At 41.0% G+C, this 16374-nt stretch carries 11 protein-coding genes and 1 pseudogene; 7 read left to right on the top strand and 5 right to left on the bottom strand.

What is annotated here, in order from left to right:
- The first annotated feature begins 114 nt into the window (after nucleotides 1-114).
- On the top strand, nucleotides 115-1494 hold the full coding sequence (gene argH / locus CLNEO_RS02625) for an argininosuccinate lyase (protein ID WP_066083902.1): 1380 nt from the start codon (nucleotides 115-117) through the stop codon (nucleotides 1492-1494).
- A gap of 521 nt (nucleotides 1495-2015) precedes the next feature.
- On the opposite strand, the gene CLNEO_RS02620 is transcribed toward argH, so the two are convergent.
- On the bottom strand, nucleotides 2016-2666 hold the full coding sequence (locus CLNEO_RS02620; protein WP_066083900.1) for an HAD-IA family hydrolase: 651 nt from the start codon (nucleotides 2664-2666) through the stop codon (nucleotides 2016-2018).
- A 448-nt stretch (nucleotides 2667-3114) separates the two neighbouring features.
- A complete protein-coding gene (gene spoIIP / locus CLNEO_RS02610; protein ID WP_066083895.1) occupies nucleotides 3115-4185 on the bottom strand; it encodes a stage II sporulation protein P in 1071 nt (356 codons plus the stop codon).
- A 503-nt stretch (nucleotides 4186-4688) separates the two neighbouring features.
- Here spoIIP and CLNEO_RS02605 point away from each other — a divergent pair.
- Nucleotides 4689-5489, top strand: coding sequence for an AIM24 family protein (locus CLNEO_RS02605; RefSeq protein ID WP_066083894.1), 801 nt, complete (start codon nucleotides 4689-4691; stop codon nucleotides 5487-5489).
- Nucleotides 5490-5784: 295 nt separating this feature from the next.
- Here the strand turns inward: CLNEO_RS02605 and CLNEO_RS02600 are convergent, their stop codons facing one another.
- Nucleotides 5785-6969 carry an aminotransferase-like domain-containing protein gene (locus tag CLNEO_RS02600; protein WP_066083893.1) on the bottom strand — a complete coding sequence of 395 codons (1185 nt, stop codon included), beginning with the start codon at nucleotides 6967-6969 and terminating at the stop codon, nucleotides 5785-5787.
- A gap of 489 nt (nucleotides 6970-7458) precedes the next feature.
- Nucleotides 7459-8643: an aminotransferase-like domain-containing protein gene (locus CLNEO_RS02595; protein ID WP_066083892.1), complete on the bottom strand. Its 1185-nt coding sequence runs from the start codon at nucleotides 8641-8643 to the stop codon at nucleotides 7459-7461.
- A 604-nt stretch (nucleotides 8644-9247) separates the two neighbouring features.
- Between CLNEO_RS02595 and CLNEO_RS02590 the strand changes: the two genes are divergently transcribed.
- From CLNEO_RS02590 to CLNEO_RS16090, 5 genes and pseudogenes are all read left to right on the top strand, one after another.
- A complete protein-coding gene (locus CLNEO_RS02590; RefSeq protein WP_066083891.1) occupies nucleotides 9248-9781 on the top strand; it encodes a helix-turn-helix domain-containing protein in 534 nt (177 codons plus the stop codon).
- Nucleotides 9782-9797: 16 nt separating this feature from the next.
- Nucleotides 9798-10802, top strand: a pseudogene (locus CLNEO_RS16720) (ABC transporter ATP-binding protein); the annotation flags it as partial.
- A 578-nt stretch (nucleotides 10803-11380) separates the two neighbouring features.
- Entirely contained in the window at nucleotides 11381-12220 is an 840-nt protein-coding gene (locus tag CLNEO_RS02580) for an ABC transporter permease (protein ID WP_066083887.1), read from the top strand.
- Nucleotides 12221-12223: 3 nt separating this feature from the next.
- On the top strand, nucleotides 12224-13021 hold the full coding sequence (locus CLNEO_RS16095) for an ABC transporter permease (RefSeq protein WP_066083885.1): 798 nt from the start codon (nucleotides 12224-12226) through the stop codon (nucleotides 13019-13021).
- Entirely contained in the window at nucleotides 13018-14091 is a 1074-nt protein-coding gene (locus CLNEO_RS16090) for an ABC transporter substrate-binding protein (RefSeq protein WP_066083884.1), read from the top strand. Before CLNEO_RS16095 ends, CLNEO_RS16090 begins: the two co-directional genes overlap by 4 nt.
- Nucleotides 14092-14471: 380 nt before the next feature.
- Here CLNEO_RS16090 and CLNEO_RS02565 read toward each other — a convergent pair whose 3' ends face one another.
- Nucleotides 14472-16361, bottom strand: a complete 1890-nt coding sequence (locus tag CLNEO_RS02565; RefSeq protein ID WP_066083883.1) for a glycoside hydrolase family 5 protein — start codon at nucleotides 16359-16361, stop codon at nucleotides 14472-14474.
- Nucleotides 16362-16374 lie beyond the last annotated feature (13 nt).

Genomic DNA, 16374 nt, shown 5'->3' with positions numbered 1-16374 from the left:
TATCCGTAAAACATTTTGGGGCTTTGCCCCATACCCAAATGTCTGTAACAAGATGTCATGGGTTTGGGACAAGCCCCTTTGATTTTATGGATCAATAAGAAAGGATGCATAACTATGAAACTTTGGGGCGGCCGCTTCACAAAGTCCACCGATAGCTTCACCGACCATTTCCATTCCTCCATCTCCTTTGACAGCCGTATGTATCAAGAGGATATTACAGGTAGTATGGCCCACGCAGCAATGCTTGGCAAACAGGGCATCATCCCCCAAGCGGATGCAGATCTGATTATCACGACCTTACAAGAAATCCTTGCAGATATTGAAAAGTGCGACGTAACCTTTGACGAAAAAGCGGAGGATATCCATATGAACGTGGAATCCATCCTCATTACCCGCATTGGCGACGTAGGCAAGCGTCTGCATACAGGAAGAAGCCGAAACGATCAAGTTGCCTTGGATACCCGCATGTATACCAAAAAGGAAATTAAGTCCATTCAAGTCTTGGTGAAAGAGCTGATGGGCGTTTTAAATACCTTAGCCGAAAAGCATACGGAAACCATTATGCCCGGCTATACCCACCTGCAAAGAGCACAGCCTGTCACCTTGGCCCACCATTTGTTGGCATATATTGAAATGTTCAAGCGTGATTATGACCGCTTGGCGGATTGCTTCAAGCGTACCGATGTACTGCCTTTGGGCAGTGGCGCCTTGGCAACCACAACCTACCCGTTGGATAGGGAATTTGTTGCGGAGCAGTTAAGTTTTTCTGGAGTTACTTCAAACAGTATGGATGGCGTTTCCGACCGTGATTTTTGCATTGAATTGGTTTCCGATTTATCCATTTTAATGATGCATTTAAGCCGTTTCTGCGAAGAGATCATTCTTTGGAGCAGTCATGAATTCCGTTTTATTGAATTAGACGATGCGTATTCCACAGGCTCAAGCATCATGCCACAGAAAAAGAATCCCGACATGGCAGAATTAATCCGCGGAAAAACAGGCAGAGTTTACGGGCATTTGATGGGGCTTTTGACCACCATGAAGGGTCTGCCCTTGGCTTATAATAAGGATATGCAAGAGGATAAGGAAGCTTTGTTTGGTGCCATAGACACCATTAAAATGTGCGTCCCCGTATTTACCAATATGCTGGCTACCGTTACCGTTCGTAAGAATAATATGCTGGAGGCGGCAAAGGGCGGTTTTACCAATGCCACTGATGCAGCGGACTGGTTGGTAAAACAGGGCGTTCCCTTCCGTGATGCCCATGAAATTATTGGAAAATTGGTTTTATACTGCATCCAAAACAGCACCAATTTGGATGATCTTTCCCTTGAGGAATATCAGTCAATCTCCCCTGTATTTAATGCAAGCGTGTATGACGCCATTTCCGTAAAAGAATGCGTGGAAGCAAGAAACGTGATTGGCGGCCCGGCGAAGGCAGTTACGACGAAGGCAATTGAAGGGAATAAGGCTTATCTGGATTCTTTGGCATAAAACAATAAGTTCTCGGGACGCTGCCCCGAACCTTGCAAGCCTTTGAAAAGGCTTGACCTAAACTTTATTTGCAAAAATTTGTATTTTGCTGAAAGCTATGCAATTTCTATGAAAGTTTTTAGTCTTGCTTTTGTAAAAAGCAAGTGAGTTTGTTCATTACTTTTGATATGCAAAAGCCAGCTTCGCTGTCTGGTCTATCTTGAGCAGTGAGAGGGCAACGCCCACGGTCTTGAATTTTTCTTGGAACAGCGTCCCGAACCTTAACAAATCAAGGTCAAGTTCTCGGGACGCTGTCCCGAACCTTGCAAGCCTTTGAAAAGGCTTGACTTAAACTTTATTTGCAAAAATTTGCATTTTTGCTGGAAGCTATGTAATTTCTATGAAAGTTTTTGGTCTTGCTTTTGTAAAAAGCAAGTGGTTTGTGAGGGGGCAAAGCCCTCAAGGTCTTGCCTTTATCGACACCCTGCGGGTTTTGCCTTTTTCCATACCCTTACCAACATTTTTTGATTTTCTTTCATCCATCAAAACAGCTCCTCCACAGCCTTTGGTGTCGCCGCAATATAATCCGCGCCGCAGGCATCAAATTCCGCCTTGTCCCCATAGCCAAATTCCACAGCAACACAAGGAATTCCCACCAAATGGGCGCCCTCAACGTCAAACTTCCGATCCCCCACCATAATAGCATCTTCCTTTTCTACCTTCATGGTTTCCAACACATATTCAATGACCTTTCCCTTCGTATCACGGCCGATTTCTCGGTTATCACCGCCAATTACCTCAAAAAATTCATCTATTCCAAAGTGCTTCAAGATACGAACCGCCGTTTCTTCTTTTTTAGAGGTAGCTACTGCAAGGCGTTTCCCCTTTTTTCCTAATTCCTCCAGCATTTCAGGAATCCCATCATAAACCTTATTTTCAAATAGACCCACCGTGGCATAGCGTTCTCTGAAATACTCCAAAGCCTTTTGCGCCTCTTCCACGCTCATTTTAAAATCCTCGGTAAAGGTTCGCATCAAGGGCGGGCCAACAATAAACCTTAAATCCGCATCTACCCACTTGGGAATCCCCATCTTTTCTTGCATATGCTGTGCGGAACGAATTACCCCCTCGGCGGAGTCTGTTAAAGTACCGTCCAAGTCAAATAATATCACCTTTTGCTGTAATTTTTTCATATCGTCGCTCCTATCCTCAATACCTAGCCTTATCCTAAACAAACTGTAATAAGGCAATCATTTTCTGATTTTCTTCTATGAAAGTTTTGTTTATTTTACCCCAAATACTGCTTTTGTGCAATTAAAAAACCCCTTAAAGATTCTTATTAAGGGGTGAGAGTGTCGAAAAACCCATTTTATAAACGGAAGGGTTTGGAAAACGAAGAGTTTCCCAAATGGAATCCGCAGGATGAACTTTGCCCATCCGAGGATAATTGTTCTGCACCCTGAAAATAACAGGGCGGCGGAGCCGTTTCCCCGCCTGGGAAAATGCTTTGACCCGTTTTGAAACCTTTTGGTCACAGGAACGCATCTATTTGCCCTCTGCTAACTTAAAAAAGCTTGAAGGAACTGAGCTTTTTCAAAGGGTATCGACTTTATCAACACCCTGCCCCCCCAAAGATTCTCTCTAGGGGGTATCCTCCAACAGCACTTCTGCCAAAATTTTTGCCAAAGGCTCCATTGCATTGAGTGCTTCCTGCTTTGTATTTGTTTGCGCTCCCACTTCAATCAGTGCAGAGCGAGGCATATAGTGCAAAATAAAACGATAGGGGTTTAAATAATTTTTCCGCATAAACCCTGGAAATTTCTGTCCTGCCAAGGTATGTATTTGGAGGCTAAAGGCCAAATTTTCTTTAATATATTTATTTTCCAGCCAAGAAACCGGCTCTGCCTGGCCATCCTTATTCAAACGGCATATACCGTTTACAAGCATTACTTTTGCACAGGTTTTCCCATCAATTTCAGTAACCAATCTCATGGTTTCCGGTATTCCATCCCTATGTAAATCAATACACACCTCAATGGATGGATATTGCTTCAATATTTTCTCCACCCCAGGGCCGCTGCGTTCATAGGCTCCCTCTCGCTGTAAAACACCATTCACTGCATCATAAATATTCATATCGTGCAATACGCTTATTCCATATTTTTTCTCCAAAATATCCTTTAATTCCTCACCCACGCCGCATATGCCCTCTTGAAGCCCCTTCGACATATCACTATCCACAAAATCCTCATGGGTATGGGTATGAAATATCAAAATCCTCGGCTCCTCTAAGGTAGGTTTTATGGAAAAATCCATGGATAAGGCTTCACTCACATTGATATCGCCTTCCAAAAGGGAGGTTCTTGAATCTATAGTATAAAAATTACTTTTTAAATAAGAAAAGTCCTTCATCTTTTCAAGGACTTCCGCTGTTACACACAAACCCTTTTCGCCAATGAGATTCGTGTCTTTTTGCTGAAATTCCACATCCTTCACACCCCAAACAGCAACGTCGTCCATTTCCTTGGGCACTGTCCGTTCAAACCGCAAGCTTTCTATGGACAATGAATCGTGGGGTACTTGTCCTGGCAATACTTCTGCCAAAAGCCATTGTCCACCACCCATCTGCAAAAAAAGCGGCATGGATAGCAGAAAAAGCAGAAGGCCAAAAATGCTTAGACCAAGTTGCCTTCCGCCACCTTTTTGCTCCACTGGCACCGCCTCCTTTCATACAAAGTTTATGCCAGTGGAAAAGGACGTAGAACAATAATCTATAGCAATGGTTTTTTACATCTTTCAGTGTCTCCAAGAAAATATAATGCAGTCACAAATCTCTCTGCTCACCGCTTGACTTCTATTTTTTTGTCAATTCTTATAGCTATCTCTAAAAAATTGATAAAGCATCCTATTATTCAAAAAACCCATACATTTTGTTGCCAATTGCATTTTTTTGCTGCGCTTTTTCACTTCAAATGCAATTGCAGCCAAGCTTTTGACAGCGCGTATTTTTCTTCTATAAATATTTACACTGGGTAAAAACCATCATAAAATATTCAAAACAGTAGAAAAAATTGCAAACCAGTGCTATCATGATAATTGTTAAGTCACTATGTATTTTTCACAAAAATACACCAGACGAATGACAAACCTTGAATAACTTAATATAAAGCATATCTTGATTTTTTTTATGCGCATAACGCAAAGGAGGATTTTTTATGATTCGCACCAATTTGTTTCAGCCCACCGACGCACACAAGGTTGTTGCAAGCCAAGGATGCTTTTCCCTTTTGGAGTACGAAAAAGATATTTCTGTGACCCCCGAAAGTGCCCAGTTTTCTTATTTTGCTTCAAAAATGAATGTTCGAAAAAGACAGGTCATTGCCAACCTCAATGGCGACAACGGGGTTATTATTCAAGGCGGAACCATGCAGATGATGATTGGTCAGCTTCAAGTAACCACCAATATAAAGGGCGCAGGGGATTTAATGAAAAAGTTTGTGGGGAGCAAAGTCACCGGCGAAACTACCATTAAACCACGCTATACAGGAAACGGTTTATTGGTCTTAGAACCCACTTATAAATACGTTTTCTTTGAGGATTTGGCAACATGGAACGGAAGCATGGTTATTGAGGATGGAATGTTTTTGGCATGTGACGATAGTGTCAACATGAAGGTGACCGCAAGGTCTAATCTTTCTTCTGCGGTTCTTGGAGGCGAGGGATTTTTCAATACAGCATTGACAGGAACAGGCATTGCCGTGCTTGAAAGCCCCGTACCCAAGGAGGAGCTAATTGTGGTTGAGTTAGAAAAAGATGTTTTGCGCATTGACGGAAACATGGCAATCGCATGGTCAAACACCCTAGAATTCACAGTTGAACGCACTACAAATACTTTGGTTGGCTCCGCCGCTTCCGGCGAGGGACTTGTGAATGTATACAGAGGAACGGGCAAGGTATTGATTGCCCCTGTTGCTCGGAACAAAAAAATTTCCACCCCACAGCCTACAAAAAAGTAAGCAGTTTATCATGGCACACTTTTCGTGCATAAACGCTGTATTTTTGTGCTTCTTGCCAAGGAAAAGCCAGCTTCGCCGTCTGCCCTGTTTTGGGCGATGCAGGGCCAACGCCTAAAGTTTGTCAAACACTCTGGTTAAATGCAAAATTTATGTTATCACAAAATACATATTTCCCTTTTCCTCTATCCTTACACTAAGTTTTTTACAAATCCTATATAACATAAAACCCCCACAACAAAAGCTGCGGGGGTTTTACGCATATGGAGTTATGGTTTGTATGTTCAAAGCAACAAGATTATCTCAAGTTCGCTTTGATTACCTCTGCAATACGCTTAATGCCCTCTTCAATTTTTTCCTCAGGCATATTGGAATAGTTCATGCGGAAAGTATTTTCGTGTCCGCCATTGGGGAAGAAGCTGCCACCGGGAACATAAGCAACCTTTTTTTCCAAGCATTGAGTCGCCAATTCCTTTGCATCCATGTATTCAGGTAAAATTACCCATGTAAATAAACCACCGTCGGGATAGGTCCAGGTACATTCCTTGGGGAAATACTCCTCCATGGCTTTCAACATACAGTTACGTCTTTTGCCATAAACCTCTTTGATTTTTGCAACATGCTGATCCAAATCATTCATTTCCAAGAAGGTATTTGTTTCTATCTGGGAAACTGTGGAGGACTGAAGATCTGCGCCCTGTTTAATAAAGTTGAATTTTTCCAAAATTTCGTCCTCTGCACAAACCCAACCCAGTCTGTAGCCAGGTGCTAAAATTTTAGAGAAGGTTCCTAAGAAAATAACAAGATCCTTTGTATCCATTGATTTCAATGAAGGCATATTTTCATTTTCAAAACGCAATTCCCCATAAGGATTATCTTCAATAACAGGGATTTCAAATTTGTTAATGATTTCCATAAATTTTTCACGTCTTTCCAGCGTCCATGTTCTGCCTGAGGGATTCTGGAAATCGGGAATTACATAAATCATTTTTACATTATCTGTAGTAGCAAGAATTTTTTCCAATTCTTCCATAAGCATACCGTTGTTATCGGTAGGAACCTCTACAAATTTTGGTTCACTGGCCTTAAACGCATTGATCGCCCCTAAGTAAGAAGGGCTTTCCATTAAAACAACATCACCCGGGTTTAAGAAAACACGCCCTGCAAAATCCAACCCTTGTTGAGAACCACTGGTAATCAATATGTGGTCAATATCTGTTTGGATACCGTTTTTTGCTTTCATTCTGTCCACAATTTTCTGTCTCAACGGCGGAAAACCCTCTGTAGTGGAATACTGCATGGCAGCCTCTCCACTTTCCTCCAAGGTTTTAATAGCTGCGGCTTTCATTCCCTCAACAGGAAACAATTCGGGTGCAGGTAAACCGCCTGCAAAAGAAATAATATCAGGCTGAGCAGTGAGCTTAAGCAACTCTCTGATTTCAGAGCCTGTTAAAAGATTCATTCTGTCTGCAAAACGTATCATCGATTTCTTCCTCCTTAAAAAACAATTAATGTCTGACAAGTATCATATTTTTTTTATACATTGACAAATTAATTAAAAATTTCTTACATAATTTAATTAAAGCATATCTTTTTACCAAAGTCAATGTAATCTTATGATTTTTAAAGCTAAAAAATCACATAAAATAAATCATTCTCCAATATTTTTTTGTATAAATTCAAGAACAATTTTTCTTGCTTTAAAACAACACCCATTAAATTGTTTTTATTCAAAAACAATTTTTACAAAAAACTTCTTAACCTCAAAACTAATTTTGTATTAATTTACAAACATGTTCCGTTTCCTCTCCATAAACCCAACAACAACTATCTAAAAAAAACGCCATGATTTTTGTTAAAAAATTATCAGGACTTTTATAGTAGAAAAACCCTCGCATATCATCCGTCTTTGGATATATTACGAGGGTCTATTTTATCTAACTTCAAAGAGGGCGAAAACTTTCCCGCGTGCTTATTTCAGGTTTGCCTTAATAACCTCCGCCAAAGCCTTTACACCTTCAATGATTTTTTCATCACTCATACAGGAATAATTCATACGGAAACAGTTATTTTTCCCCCCATTGGGAAAGAAACTGCCGCCGGGAACGTATGCAACCTTCTTTTCCAGACACTGCAAAGCCATATCCTTTGTGTTAATGTAGGAAGGCAATTCCACCCAAGTAAACAAGCCTCCAACGGGATAGGTGAACTTTGCTTCCTCTGGGAAATACTCTTTCATTGCCGCCATCATTACATCACGTCTATGCTTATAAACCTCACGAATCTTATTCACATGAGCATCCAGGTCATTCAAATCCAAATACTTGTTTGCCTGAAGCTGTGTCAAAGTTGAGGTCTGCAAATCTGCCCCTTGCTTCATCGTGTTGAACTTAGAAAGGATTTCATCCTCTGCACAAACCCAACCTAAGCGGAAACCAGGAACCATAATTTTGGATAGTGTACCAAGGTAAACCACAAGACCCTTAGTATCCAAGGATTTCAACGCCGGCATATCTTCGTCCTCAAAACGCAGCTCGCCATAAGGGTTATCCTCAATGACAGGGATTTCATATTTATTAATAATTTCCATAAACTTCTTTCTTCTCTCCAAAGACCATGTACGGCCTGTGGGGTTTTGGAAATCAGGAATCACATAAACCATTTTTACATTTTCCGTTGTGGCAAGAATTTTATCCAAATCCTCCATAATCATGCCACCATCATCGGTAGGCACTTCAATAAAGGTAGGCTCACTTGCCTTAAATGCGTTAATCGCACCTAAATAGGAAGGGCTTTCCACCAAAATTACATCGCCCTTATCTATAAATACCCGTGCCGCAAAATCAAGTCCCTGTTGAGAACCACTGGTAATCAAAATCTGATCTGCGCTGGTATGAATATTGTTTTTTACTTCCATTCTTTCCGCTATTTTTTGTCTTAACGCAGGCAGACCTTCGGTAGAGGAATACTGACAGGCAACAGTGCCCATTTCTTCCATGACCGCAATCCCGGCCTGTTTTAATTCTTCTACAGGAAACAGCTCCGGTGCGGGCAAGCCGCCTGCAAAAGAAATAATGTCGGGTCTGGCAATGAGTCTTAAAAGATCTCCAATATCCGAACCATCTAATAAATCAAGTCTTTTTGCAAAACGAACCATATTTATTTATTCCCCTTTCATGTCGGTTTTTTAACCTTATAATAATGTACTTCAATAAAGACATGTACTTATTAAGCCACAAAATCCCCTAGCTGTCAATGTCATTTTGTAAAAATTGTATGTTTTTAAATACAGTTAAACTAGTGATTTTTAAGGCTTTGTTCAGCGAAATACTGTTAATTTTTATAACAAAATGAATTCTTTATTTTTAGCTTTTATCTTATTTCCGTCAAAACAACAACAGATTTGTTTAAAAATGACAAAAATTCATGATTTTTTTTAAAGCTTCAAATCTCTAATTTATTTCACTTTTCCTCACAAAAGTTTATTATATAAATATAGAAAGTTTTATATTGATAAACAGCAGAGAATGTATGCAATTTGTAAAGGATTCCTTTCCCCAGTTGATGAGCGAAGAAACTAAAAAACGGCAATAAAATATAATTTTATTACTGCATTTTGTCAAAAAGTTTTATATATCAAATTTTTTGTTTCATTTCTATTGCTTTTCGACTTATTTGTTGTATAATAATTGAGGTTTAGTAAAATTAATACAAAAGTTTAGCGCTGCTAAATTTTTTACGATAAAAAGGAGTTGTTGAGGATGGAAATCGGACATAAAATCAAGCAGCTTCGTGTGCAAAAGGGCCTAACCTTAGAAGAATTGGCCAGCCGCAGCGAGCTGACAAAGGGTTTCCTCTCCCAGATGGAAAGGAATTTGACGTCTCCTTCCATTGCGACCTTAAATGATATTTTAGAGGCCTTAGGCACCACCCTTGCGGAGTTTTTTAAGGAAGAAAAACAAGAGCAGTTGGTTTTTCATAAAAAAGATTTTTTTATGGATGAACGCGGACAATACACCGTTCACTGGATTGTGCCAAATACACAAAAAAATGAAATGGAGCCAATTTTAATTGAGCTGCCGCCTGGTGGAGAATCCTTTCAAATGAACCCTCACAGCGGCGAAGAATTCGGCTATGTCCTTGAGGGCAGCATTATGCTTGACTGCGGGGAGGAACGCCATACTGTGCATAAAGGAGAAACCTTCTACCTCTTGGGCAAAACAAGTCATATTTTAAAAAACGATAAAAAAACGAAGGCGAAGGTTCTATGGATTTCAACGCCACCGTTATTTTGATATGTGGGAGGCAAACATGAAAAAGCTGATTCAATTCAAAAACATCGTCAAGGACTTTGACGGCAAATTGGTTTTAAAGGGTATCAATTTGGATATCTACGAAAACGAATTCGTTACACTGCTTGGCCCCAGTGGCTGCGGAAAAACAACCCTCCTGCGTATTTTGGGTGGTTTTTTAACACAAACTGAAGGACAGGTTCTTTTTGATGGCCAGGAAATCACTAAAGTACCTCCCTACAAAAGAGAAATCAACACGGTATTTCAAAAATACGCTTTGTTTCCTCACATGAATGTTTATAATAACATCGCTTTTGGATTGAAAATCAAAAAAGAGCCAAAGGATATTATCGAGCAAAAGGTAAAGCGTATGCTTAAGCTTGTAAATTTAGAAGAATACGCAGACCGCAACGTGACGGAAATGAGCGGCGGTCAACAGCAGCGTGTTGCCATTGCCCGTGCCTTGGTAAACGAACCAAGCGTACTGCTTTTGGACGAGCCTCTGGGTGCGCTGGATTTAAAGCTAAGAAAGGAAATGCAGCAAGAGCTGAAAAAAATTCAGCAGGAGGTAGGCATTACCTTTATTTATGTTACCCACGATCAGGAAGAAGCCCTCACCATGTCCGATAAAATTGTGGTTATGAAGGATGGGGAAATTCAGCAAATCGGCACGCCCACCGATATTTATAACGAGCCTGTCAACCAATATGTTGCCAACTTTATCGGGGAAAGCAATATCATTGACGGTGTCATGCAGGAGGATTACCTTGTTATATTTGAAGATAAAAAATTCAAATGTGTGGATTTTGGCTTTGCCCCCAACGAGAAGGTGGATGTTGTCATTCGTCCCGAGGATTTGGATATTGTCCCAAGAACAGATGGCAAGCTAAAGGGCATTGTAAAATCCGTATTGTTTAAAGGGGTACATTACGAAACCATTGTAGAAACCAAGGTGGGTACCTCAATCACCGTAAAAATGATGGTTTCCGACGACCGCCCTGTTTATAACGAAAGCGCCAACGAAAAAATTTCTGCCAACGACTTTTACCTTGATGTGGAGGACGTTGAAAAATTGGACGAAGGCACCATTGTAGCCCGTGCCGATGCTCAGGCATGGGATCCCGAAACAGACGAGTTTATTTCCATTAAAGAAATCAGTTATTCTATCCAAAAAGAAAACGGCAGCTATCCCGTAACCTTCTCTACCGCCGCTGGCACCTCCGTAACGGTAAACATGATTGTGAAAGACGAAAACCGTGTGGCAAATAAGGAATATCAGGAAGAAATTTTTGCCGTAAACTTCTTTAAAAAGGCGGATGAAATCCACGAATCCATCGCCTTGGAAACAGACTTGAAAACTTGGGCAAATGCCTCGGCCTGGAGCCTGGAGGACGGCACTTCCGTGGAAATTGCCGACGTAAAGTACACCTTTGACCCTGAAACCGTAGCACCCGGCACCTACGAAGTAACCTTCGCCACCGAAGGCTACGAATACAAGGTTGACACCACCGACCGCTACGAAATCGGCAACGAGGTGGGTCTGATCTTCCAGCCCGAGGATATTCATATCATGACAAAGGAAAACTGAGGGGAGGGTGACCGGTGAAACAATTTCGAAATATGGCTTTGCCTTATATCGTTTGGATGGCGGCAATTATTGTTGTACCCATGCTGCTGATCATACTATATGCCTTTACTGTCAAAGGAAATGATGTGGCCACCATTCGCTTTTCCTTGGAAAACTTTGCACGTTTTTTTAGCGATACCGTATTTATGAGTGTATTGAAGCGCTCCTTATACATTGCAATTATTACAACGATAATTTGCATCCTTTTGGGCTATCCCATTGCCTATGCCATCGCAAACCGCAGTGAAAAGAGCAAGCTGTTTTGGATTCTTTTGATTACCCTGCCCACATGGATTAATATGCTGGTGCGCACCTATGCGTGGATGGGTATTTTGCAAGATGAAGGGGTCATCAATTATTTTTTGGGCTTTTTAGGCATTGGTCCCATTACTATGATACACACAACCTTTGCCGTTGTTTTGGGTATGGTTTATAACTTTATCCCCTTCATGATTTTACAAATTTATACCGCCCTTACAAAAATGGATAGAAGCTATCTGGAGGCGGCGAGCGACCTTGGGGCAAACGCCGTACAGTCTTTTTTGCGGGTGACACTCCCCCTCTCCATTCCTGGGGTCATCAGCGGAATCACCTTGGTGTTTTTGCCTGCTGTATCCAGCTTCTTTATCCCAAAGCTTTTGGGCGGCGGACAGTATGTATTAATCGGTAATGTCATCGAAACAGAGTTTTTGACCTCAGGGGATTGGAACTTCGGCAGTGCCATTTCCTTGGCTATGGCAGTCATCATCATGGTTTCCATGTACATTACCAAAAAAGTGGATACCGACCCTGCGGCAAACAGAAAGGGGGAGTAAGAAATGGAAAAGAAAAAAATCCGCCTGTTTTCCAAGCTTTTATTAGGCTTAACAGCAATTTTCTTTTATGCACCAATTTTGTATATCATTCTATTTTCTTTCAATAGCTCCCGTTCCCTGACAAAATTTGAAGGCTTTTCCCTGCGCTGGTATGAGAAAATGTTTTCCGACTCCACCATGATGGAGGCTGTGGCTTATACCGTAATCATTGCAGTTTTAGCCACCATCATTTCCACCATTGTGGGTACCTTAACGGCAATTGGACTTTCCAAATCCCGAAAGCTGATGCGGGGTATTGTGGAGCAGGTAAATAACCTGCCCATTATGAACCCGGAAATCGTTACAGGTATTGGGCTGTTAATGTTTTTCAGTGCATTGGGTGTGAAAAAAGGGTTTCTAACCTTGCTTCTTGCCCATGTCATGTTTTGTATCCCCTATGTGATATTAAGCGTAACTCCCAAGCTGCGTTCCTTAGACCCGAATTTGGCGGATGCCGCCTTAGACCTTGGCGCAACGCCCATGCAGGCACTCTGGAAGGTTATCGTTCCCCAAATTCGCCCGGGAATCATTTCCGGTGCTTTGATCGCCTTCACCATGTCCTTTGATGACTTTGTGATTTCTTATTTTGTCACAGGCAATGGTGTCAATAATATTTCTATTTTGGTTTATACCATGAGCAAGCGTGTCAATCCTTCGATTAACGCCCTAAGCACATTGGTTATTATCATTATTACCGTGACTTTATTTATTGTAAATATTATCCCTATTCTAAAAGAAAAGAAAGGAAGAAAAACGACATGAAAAAAATGATTGCCTTAGCTCTTGGCGCAGCGTTATTACTCTCCGGCTGTGGCGGTTCCGCTACCTCAGATGCAGCACAAAAATACGGCTCCGCAACCTTAAAGCTCTACAACTGTGGGGAATATATGGGTGAAAACCTAATTTCCGATTTTGAAAATGAATATGGCGTAAAAGTGATTGTAGAATACTTTGATTCCAACGAAATGATGTATACAAAATTACAAGCCGGCGATGCTTACGATGTGATCGTGCCCTCCGACTATATGATTGAGCGTTTGATGAAAGAAAATATGCTGCAAAAGCTGGATTTGTCCTTAATCCCCAATATTTCCAACTTGGCAGAAGGGGTAAAAAATCTCCCCTATGACCCCGACAACAGCTATTCTGTTCCTTATTTCTGGGGCAATGTGGGTATCGTTTATAACCATAACAACGTTGATCCCGCCGAGGTGAAACGCTTAGGATATAATATTTTGCAGGATACCGCCTATCAGGGACGGATTTATGTTTACGACTCCGAACGGGATTCCTTTATGATGGCTTTAAAGGCATTGGGCTACTCTATGAATACAGAGGAAGAAAGGGAAATTCAAGAAGCCTACAACTGGCTCCTTCAGGTAAACGACACCATGAATCCTGCTTATGTTACCGACGAAGTCATTGACGGAATGATTAACGGCAACAAGGATATCGCCGTTGTTTACAGCGGTGATGCCACAACCATTCTGGATGAAAACGAGGATATGAGCTTCTTCCTGCCAACAGAGGGCACAAACCTGTGGAGCGACTCTATGGTGATTCCCACAAACGCAGAAAACCCTCTTTTGGCTCATGAATTCATTAACTATGTATTGACGCATGACGCTTCCTATGGTAACTCCGAAACCGTAGGCTACGCTTCCTCCAATCAAGAAGTATTGGACGAAATGTCAGCGGCAGACGGTATCTATGCCGAAAACGAAGCATATCTGCCCAGAATTGATTATGCCAAGGACGAGGTGTTTGAGGATAGCCCCGTGTTAAAGCAGAAGCTGGCGGAGCTTTGGATTAAAGTAAAGGCTTCTCACTAAAATGTATCACAAAAGCCCGTATTGCAAGGATTGAAAAATCAAATCCTCTGAAAGCAATCGGGCTTTTTGTTTGCTGAAAAGCTTGGTTCAATCAGTCGTAGCCAATCTTAATTGCTGATACATATATATTTAATGCATGATAAAAGATGCATGATAAAAGGCTTCAAAAACCACACAGTAAAAACAAAAAATAGGCACCTTTATCTCAACCCGTCACAGAACAAAGTTTAGGGCATCCCGTTTGCAAGCAAGAATGCCCTTTTTTGTTCTAATGAAGTGCAACGCTATTGCAAGGCTTTTTGACGATGTCCAAACAAAATTTTACCCATTAGCTGTGCACAACGGAATGAATCAGTGCTTCTCTAAATCCAGCTTAAATACTATTCAGCCAACAGTCCATGAAAAATATCATAATTCTCCTTCACCTTATAATGTGCTGAATTCGGTATTTTTTCATAGGTCACATCTGCATCGGGCACGGGATAGGGTGTAACCAAACCCAACCCTCCTATATAACTACCATAACTCCAACCAATTCCATTTTCCTCAAAAGCATGAATTATATCTGTAAAAAATTTTTTTCTGATTTCATTGGAATACGCAAAAGGAAATAAGGTTCCCCCTTCCCCATCATAAAAACAGCCCCACTCACCAATCATAAATCCCACATTGTTTTTTTTCGCAATTTCTTTCAACTCTAATGGAGTAACCAACAGGTCGGATTGATTCAGACACGCATTGGCATCCCAAACCTTGCCGTCTTTGTCGGTATACGGCCAATCATAAGCGTCGAAAGCACTGGGATTCTTTGCATAAAGATACATATTGGGAACACAGAATTCTCTCGGCTCATAAAGATGATAGCTTAAGGCTACGCCTTGCTTTGCCATCTCTTCCCCTGTAATATCCATATCATGAACATCCGCTACCAATACTCTGTCAGCAGATTCTTTTCTGATTGCCTCAATGGAAGGAAGATATGCTGCTACATATGCCTGATCATTGGGGTGATTAGGCTCATTCATTAGGTTAAAGCTCAAATAGTTATTGGGAATATCCTTATATCTTCTGGCTAGGGCACCCCAAATATCTGCAACATCCTTTTGAAGCTGTTCATCTGTAAAAATGCTGTCATTTAGGTCAAACATAACTTCTTGCTTTTTCACATCTCCATTTGCACCCGGCACCTCAAACATAACAAATTGTATATGAACACCATATTCCATGCCCCATGAAAGAATTTGGTCTAAATATTCAATCTCCCGCAAATTTAACGTACCCTCTTGGGGATAAATCGTTCCTGTTAATGTATTTGCGGATTGCAGTCTGCTGAAGCTTATTCCAACTCTTGCAAAATTAAAGCCACACTCTGCTAAGGTTTTTATATCATTCTCCATGACAATATCATCCACATCACAGCCATTGGCTCCATCAATTGTCCATGTTTCATGACAAAGCAGCATGCCTTTCCATTGGGGAAGCTGCTGATTGGATGCATCAGGCAAGGTTGTGCTTCCTGTATATAGAGCTTTATCAATAGAATGTATGCCTATTTCCTTAGGTAAAACAAATACCGCTTCAGGAAGTTTTGAACCATAATAACGCGTCATTACAAGTAACGCGTCTTGGATTGAAACACTGCTTTCTGGGTTGAATTTTTGGTTCTCATCCAAGGTTAATATTTTTTCTCCCGTGCTTAAATCACAATACTTCAAAAAAAATTCAACATGTGCTCCCGCTCTGCCAGGCAATAGAAGCCCAGAAAAACGCGATTCATCTATTTCGGAGAGATCTATACAGCAATACTGTATGCTGCACTCTCCGTATGTATTATCCATCCTTTTTTCCACTAAAGAATATCTTTCGTTTATAATAGGTGCTGAATAGCGTTCTTTAAGCTCCTGAATTTTTTCATACCCAAAAATCCGCTCCGCTTCTGCCAAATACAGCAACTCTACCATATCATACCTTTTGGCAACATCATCATTGTACATAGCTTTCGCTTCACTAAGCACCTTAAGCTCACCAATATGATACATCTGGCTTAAGGTGGTTTGAATTAATTCCGATAATTCACCAACCGTAATGGTTTCTTCATATTTTTTGAAAAGCTCATCTCCTGCAATATTTAATGTGTATGCCTTTTTCAATTCTTCCGGCAGTGTATCTTGATTGATGGTGCTTGAAGCAGAATTAGAATTTGTATTGCAGCCTGTCATTCCCAATAGCATAGCAATTACCAAAAAACACGCAAATAAAATTTTTTTCATACTCCACCCCTAT

The organism is Anaerotignum neopropionicum (assembly GCF_001571775.1).
Taxonomy (GTDB): Bacteria; Bacillota; Clostridia; order Lachnospirales; family Anaerotignaceae; genus Chakrabartyella; species Chakrabartyella neopropionicum.
The sequence above is the reverse complement of the archived record's forward strand: the minus strand, read 5'-3'. Positions and strand labels throughout refer to the sequence as shown.

What these genes read in the sequence shown, in the direction of transcription:
- argH (WP_066083902.1), top strand. Translation starts at nt 115, where the DNA reads ATGAAACTTTGGGGCGGCCGCTTCACAAAGTCCACCGATAGCTTCACC.
- CLNEO_RS02620 (WP_066083900.1), bottom strand. Translation starts at nt 2,666, where the DNA reads ATGAAAAAATTACAGCAAAAGGTGATATTATTTGACTTGGACGGTACT.
- CLNEO_RS02605 (WP_066083894.1), top strand. Translation starts at nt 4,689, where the DNA reads ATGATTCGCACCAATTTGTTTCAGCCCACCGACGCACACAAGGTTGTT.
- CLNEO_RS02600 (WP_066083893.1), bottom strand. Translation starts at nt 6,969, where the DNA reads ATGATACGTTTTGCAGACAGAATGAATCTTTTAACAGGCTCTGAAATC.
- CLNEO_RS02595 (WP_066083892.1), bottom strand. Translation starts at nt 8,643, where the DNA reads ATGGTTCGTTTTGCAAAAAGACTTGATTTATTAGATGGTTCGGATATT.
- CLNEO_RS02590 (WP_066083891.1), top strand. Translation starts at nt 9,248, where the DNA reads ATGGAAATCGGACATAAAATCAAGCAGCTTCGTGTGCAAAAGGGCCTA.
- CLNEO_RS16095 (WP_066083885.1), top strand. Translation starts at nt 12,224, where the DNA reads ATGGAAAAGAAAAAAATCCGCCTGTTTTCCAAGCTTTTATTAGGCTTA.
- CLNEO_RS16090 (WP_066083884.1), top strand. Translation starts at nt 13,018, where the DNA reads ATGAAAAAAATGATTGCCTTAGCTCTTGGCGCAGCGTTATTACTCTCC.
- CLNEO_RS02565 (WP_066083883.1), bottom strand. Translation starts at nt 16,361, where the DNA reads ATGAAAAAAATTTTATTTGCGTGTTTTTTGGTAATTGCTATGCTATTG.